This window comes from Pararhodobacter sp. SW119, from assembly GCF_017811755.1.
In the GTDB taxonomy this organism is placed as follows: domain Bacteria; phylum Pseudomonadota; class Alphaproteobacteria; order Rhodobacterales; family Rhodobacteraceae; genus Pararhodobacter.
The window spans coordinates 1-4,885 of record NZ_JADDJF010000105.1; the positions used below are offsets into that span (position 1 = coordinate 1).

At 59.5% G+C, this 4,885-nt stretch carries 6 protein-coding genes and 1 pseudogene; 3 read left to right on the forward strand and 4 right to left on the reverse strand.

Annotation, left to right across the window (positions count from 1 at the left end):
• Positions 1 to 121 precede the first annotated feature (121 nt).
• The 3 genes and pseudogenes from IM708_RS21480 to IM708_RS20275 form a co-directional block, all read right to left on the reverse strand.
• Positions 122 to 232, reverse strand: a pseudogene (locus tag IM708_RS21480) (IS6 family transposase); the annotation flags it as partial.
• A gap of 94 nt (positions 233 to 326) precedes the next feature.
• Positions 327 to 1,304 (reverse strand): helix-turn-helix domain-containing protein, encoded by a 978-nt coding sequence (locus tag IM708_RS20270; RefSeq protein ID WP_209428376.1) that lies wholly within the window; start codon positions 1,302 to 1,304, stop codon positions 327 to 329.
• A gap of 137 nt (positions 1,305 to 1,441) precedes the next feature.
• Positions 1,442 to 1,678, reverse strand: a complete 237-nt coding sequence (locus IM708_RS20275; RefSeq protein ID WP_209428377.1) for a hypothetical protein — start codon at positions 1,676 to 1,678, stop codon at positions 1,442 to 1,444.
• Positions 1,679 to 1,687: 9 nt separating this feature from the next.
• Between IM708_RS20275 and IM708_RS20280 the strand changes: the two genes are divergently transcribed.
• Together IM708_RS20280 and IM708_RS21485 are read left to right on the forward strand one after the other, a co-directional pair.
• A complete protein-coding gene (locus IM708_RS20280; protein WP_209428378.1) occupies positions 1,688 to 2,803 on the forward strand; it encodes a hypothetical protein in 1,116 nt (371 codons plus the stop codon).
• 337 nt (positions 2,804 to 3,140) lie between these two features.
• Positions 3,141 to 3,554, forward strand: coding sequence for a hypothetical protein (locus IM708_RS21485; protein WP_245243359.1), 414 nt, complete (start codon positions 3,141 to 3,143; stop codon positions 3,552 to 3,554).
• Between the two features lie 73 nt (positions 3,555 to 3,627).
• On the opposite strand, the gene IM708_RS20290 is transcribed toward IM708_RS21485, so the two are convergent.
• The gene (locus tag IM708_RS20290) at positions 3,628 to 4,584 is read right to left on the reverse strand and encodes an ATP-binding cassette domain-containing protein (protein ID WP_209428379.1); all 957 of its coding nucleotides are present in this window, start codon (positions 4,582 to 4,584) and stop codon (positions 3,628 to 3,630) included.
• Between the two features lie 92 nt (positions 4,585 to 4,676).
• Here IM708_RS20290 and IM708_RS20295 point away from each other — a divergent pair.
• A partial coding sequence (locus tag IM708_RS20295) for a hypothetical protein (RefSeq protein ID WP_209428380.1) occupies positions 4,677 to 4,885 on the forward strand: 209 nt, incomplete at its 3' end.

Genomic DNA, 4,885 nt, shown 5'->3' on the forward strand with positions numbered 1-4,885 from the left:
TCTAGGTGGACCTTGGGGAAAAGAATATTGGTATTCAAGGCATAAGCCATGAATGCGCGCCGAGAACCTGAACAACCAACCGATCATCATCGCATCAAAGGCAGTTCCTCTGACAAAGCCGCAAGTCCTCCACGTTTCGCAACGAGAGCGGGAAACGGATGTAGAGCATCACAGCAAGGCGAATGATCTCGGGGCTGGTCTTGAAGTAGCGGAACGGGTTCGATCTTGGCATCGTCCGAACCTACGCGACCGCCCTGCCCCGCTCAAGGACTTTGCGCTGACACTGCCCCGCGATGTTCAGCCGCGCGACCGGTATCGACTTGCCGTCATCGGTACGCGCCAGCAGGTCGGTCAGGCCCGGATTGAGCGCCGATACCTTGACCTCGAGCTGGGGTGCGTTCCAACGAGTACGCGCTCGCGAGTGCGGCGAGGCTTTGGAACTTCTTGCGGTAGGTGGCGGGGCTAATGCCGACGCGCTTCTTGAACACGCGCCGAAACGAGGATCCATCCTCGTAGCCGACCAAGGCGGCGATCTCGTCAATCGGGCGCTGGTCGCGCTCGAGCGTTTGCTTGGCTTCCTCGATCCGCATGGCCTGGACATAGTCCATTGGCGTGTAGCCTGTCGCGGACCTGAACCGGCGGGCGAAGGTGCGGGCGCGCAGGCCGGACCGCTCCACCATCTGCTCGACGGGGTTCACCCTCTCATAGTTCTCGGCGATCCAGGCTTGGCATTCGGCGATCAGAGCGTCCTTCACCTCCATCGGACGGGTCATGACGGCGTAGGGGGACTGGCCCTCGACGTGGTCGGTCATCAGGAAGACTTTCGCGGTGTCGACTGCATGCCGGTAACCGCAGTACCGCGCGATCAGATAGAAGGCGAGATCGTGCCAGGCACTGACGGCGCCCGCTGTGACGATGCCGGCGTCCTCGGCCTTCAGACAGAGCGCCGCGCTCTCCAGGAACGTGACCTTAGGGTAGTACTGGTGGAACATGTCTCGATACGCCCAATGGGCCGTCGCTTCGCGTCCGTCCAGCACCCCTGCATCGGCGAGGACGAGCGCCCCTGAGCAGACGGACGACAGCAACACACCGGCCGCCAGCATGTCGCGCAACCAAGCGCATGCGCGCGGGTAGCGGCCCGTGGGCACTGCGGTCACAGCGACGTACATGTCGCAGACGACGACCCCGTCGGGGAGCGGTCCAGGGCGCTGAAAGTCGTCTATTGCCGCATGAGGGCGCACCGGGATGTCGCCCACGCAGCTGAACGGTCGGCCATCGGCAGAGACGATCCGGACGTCGAGCAACTCCCGCTCCGGTGTACCTTGATGACGGCAATTTGCCCACCTCGCGTAGAGCGCTATACGAGAAAGCGACCAACCTACTGTTAGCAACACGGGATGAGCGGAGGCGAGTAAGGGGGCCACGCGAGTTCGAAAGCTTTTCACTTACGCAGCGCCAGGCGGTCTTGCAGGCTATCGCGCTTGAAATGCAAGAAGGCGCTGACGGCTCTTCTGGCCAAAGTATTGAGACGTCGCGACAGGTTGTAATATCGATTATCGATAAGTGGATCGATCGAACCCGCGAAGTCAATGCTGCACCCGAGAAGGTTCTCGAGTTTCTGATTGAGCGCTGCGCAATAGTCCGAGAGCCTGCATTGGACCGAGTTGACTTCGTACATCGGAGCTTCATGGAATACTTGGCAGCAAACGAAACAGTTCTCAATAGAGGAGCCCACGGGATAAGAACAAGAATTCTCAATGATCAGTGGATCTCCACGCTTGGCTTTTGCATGGACACGCCTACCGGTGGCACCTATTTCGCTGGAAAGCTCGTTTTTGAGATGGTGGAGTTTGTCAAGGAGAAGACGAAGGGAGGCGGACGCACAAGGCGAGAAGAAAGAAGACGTCTTGCTGGCCGGATTGCTTCTCTCCTGTCTCCGACTTCGCAGTATCCGGAGGACTTTCGACAAAGCTTTGATTTTCTAGCTTCAGAGCTTCTTCCGCCGATGCACGTATCATATATAAATGAGATAATGCCACTGCCATACGAGTACTTCCAAGACATTCTTTGCTTTGCGAACCTAAAGAACCATAAAGTTGAGCTTCAAGAGGCCGCGGGCACGTTTCTCGCGAAACATCAAGATTCGAGATGCTCTACGTTATTGCGTCAAGGGTACGAAAGACTTGGTTCTATCGACTTGATTCACGCAATTAACCAGTCTGGCCGCGTCCCCGTTCCAGAGCATTTTGCCTTGCTTCAGAGAGTCAAAAACGGATCATATCGTAGAAAATTTTTTCTGGATTCAAACGATCTTACCAATCAAACGCTCCGTGAATTGATTTCGCGATCTGTTGGACTTAGATTTCCGTTTGATGAGTCACGGTTTGTTGGATGGGATTTTCTTCCCAATTGCCGGGATGTATCGATCCAGTTTGCGTCAAGTTCAGATTGGCGGAAGATGATCGACAGTGTACAGGTTCGTCGGTTTGACAAATGCTCAACACTCGAACTTGATGGTTGCTCCGATTTTAATTTTAAAACTATTTCCACGCTTTTCCCGGCGGTTGAGACATTGTTTCTAAATGCGTGCAGACATTTTTCTTGTGACCACTTAAGTGAGCTCTCCGAGTTATCTTTGCTTGAGTTTCGCCGCGTATCTCACCCAATCAGCGTAGATTTTAATTATCATCCTACAAAACTAGTTGCTGTGCATTTTAATTCTTGCAACAGTGTTGACTTGAAAGGGGAACCGTTGGAGCAGGTTGACATCACTGAAGGCGTTATTGGAGACACGGCGCAGTAGCGTGTTGGCCCTCGAGAAATTTCATAAATGAGCAGGCAGGCCTTTTAAAAAATGCATCAAGCGCGATCCTTGCGCGTTTTGTTTCTGGGCACCTCGCTAAAATCGATCAAGCGGCCGAAGTTCTGTGGTAACGCTTTGAGTTTGCGCAAGATCGGTTTGGGATTCGGGAATTTTAAAGGTGCCCTTCTGTCATTGCTCATTGGCCAAGCTCGTCAGACACTACCCCAGCCGGTTCCTTTCCTCGTGCGCGCGCCTCTTGACGCGCACGACGAAAGCCCCCGGCCGATAGGAAAGGGAAGGATCGGCGCGTCGGACAACCGCAATCAAGGAACCGACCATGCTCGACAGCACTGCAATCACCCTAACGATGACGCCTGCCTGGCAGGCGCATCTGTCGCCCGGCGACATCGTAACCTTCCGGTTTCCGCTGTCCCAAGCGGACCCTTCGGCCGCGCCCAAGCCGAGGCCCTGCCTCGTCCTCGAGATCGAGGAACTGGCGGGCCTGCGCTTCGCGCTGATCGCCTACGGCACCACCTCGGCGCGCAAGGCGAACTGGGGCTACGAGATCCATGCGCTGCATGAGGAGGACTTCCTCGGGCATTGTCAGAGGAATCGCGCCAAGATAGCCTTCTTTGCTCCTTCGGTGGGCGCTGGGGTAAAGAAAACTGGTATTCAAGGCAAAAGCCATGAATGCGCGCCGAGAAACTTCGCAACCAACCGGTCATCAGCGTATCACAATAGTTTCTTCTGACAAGACCGGCGCGGCCCCGGTGCGGGCGGCGTGTCCGATCCAAGGGCGCGGTCAAGGCGGGTGTCGCGGGGGTTCACGGCGTGACCTCATGTTCGTGGTCCGCGCCGTGGCCAGTCAGCGCGAAGAACACCGCATCGAGGCTCGGCTGGCCATAGGCGAAATCGAGTGGCGGGATGCCCTCGGCCGCCAGCGCCGACAGCAGCGGCAGCGCGGCCGCTCCATCGGTCAGCGGGACCTCCAGAAGGCGGGGGTCGTCGGATCCATGCGCCTCCAGCCCAAGCCGCGAGGCGATCCCGACTGCCTGCGCTGCGTCTGCGCGGGTGCGCAGCGTCAGCCGCAGCACGCCACTGCCCACACGCGCTTTCAACTCGGGCGCCGTGCCCTCGGCGATCACCCGCCCGTGGTCGATGACGGCGATGCGCTCGGCCAGTTGGTCGGCCTCTTCCAGGTATTGCGTCGTCAGCAGCACCGTGGTGCCCGACCGCGCCAGCCGCCGTATGATGGCCCAAACATCGGCGCGGGCGCGCGGGTCGAGCCCGGTGGTGGGCTCATCGAGAAACAGAAGCTCGGGTCGCGCGATCATCGACGCGGCGATGTCCAGCCGCCGCCGCATGCCGCCCGAATAGCCGCGCACCTGTCGCCCGGCCGCATCGGTCAACTCGAACGCCTCCAGAAGCTCGGCGCAGCGTGCCCGCGCCAGCACCCCTGAAAGCCCGAGCAGCCGCGCCAGCAACATCAGGTTCTCGCGCCCGGTCAGATCCTCGTCTACCGAGGCGAACTGCCCGGTCAGCGAGATCCGCGCACGCACCGCGCCCGGGTCGGCCACCACATCATGGCCCAGCAGAATTGCCCGCCCGCCCGTGGGCCGGATTAGTGTCGAGAGCACGCGCACGAAGGTCGTCTTGCCCGCCCCGTTCGGCCCCAGCAGCCCGCATACCTGCCCGCGCGGAACGCGCAGGCTGACCCCATCCAGCGCCCGGGTGGTGCCGTAGACCTTCACCAGCTCGTCGGTCGCGATCGCGTCATCCATGGCTGTGGCCTCGTGTCTGAAAGGGCTGTTGACAGGCGGGATGGTGCCCGTGATACGCTAGAACGGAATAGCGTATGCCACGAAAGGATTCAATGCCAGGCCCCCAGGATTTAGCTGCGCGCGTGGCGGCGCTCGAGGCCGCTGTCACCCGTTTGCAGACCGGCGCAACGGGGCCACTTGGCGACCTGCGCAGCGAGGCCCCCGAGGGCGGCGGAGTACGCTTCGAAGGCAGTGTCGACCTGCCGGGGCGAACGCGCGTGGACTGGCAAATGGGCCACCCGGCGCAAGGGTTGCTGACCGC

What these genes read in the sequence shown, in the direction of transcription:
- IM708_RS20275 (WP_209428377.1), bottom strand. Translation starts at nt 1,678, where the DNA reads ATGTACGAAGTCAACTCGGTCCAATGCAGGCTCTCGGACTATTGCGCA.
- IM708_RS20280 (WP_209428378.1), top strand. Translation starts at nt 1,688, where the DNA reads ATGGAATACTTGGCAGCAAACGAAACAGTTCTCAATAGAGGAGCCCAC.
- IM708_RS21485 (WP_245243359.1), top strand. Translation starts at nt 3,141, where the DNA reads ATGCTCGACAGCACTGCAATCACCCTAACGATGACGCCTGCCTGGCAG.
- IM708_RS20290 (WP_209428379.1), bottom strand. Translation starts at nt 4,584, where the DNA reads ATGGATGACGCGATCGCGACCGACGAGCTGGTGAAGGTCTACGGCACC.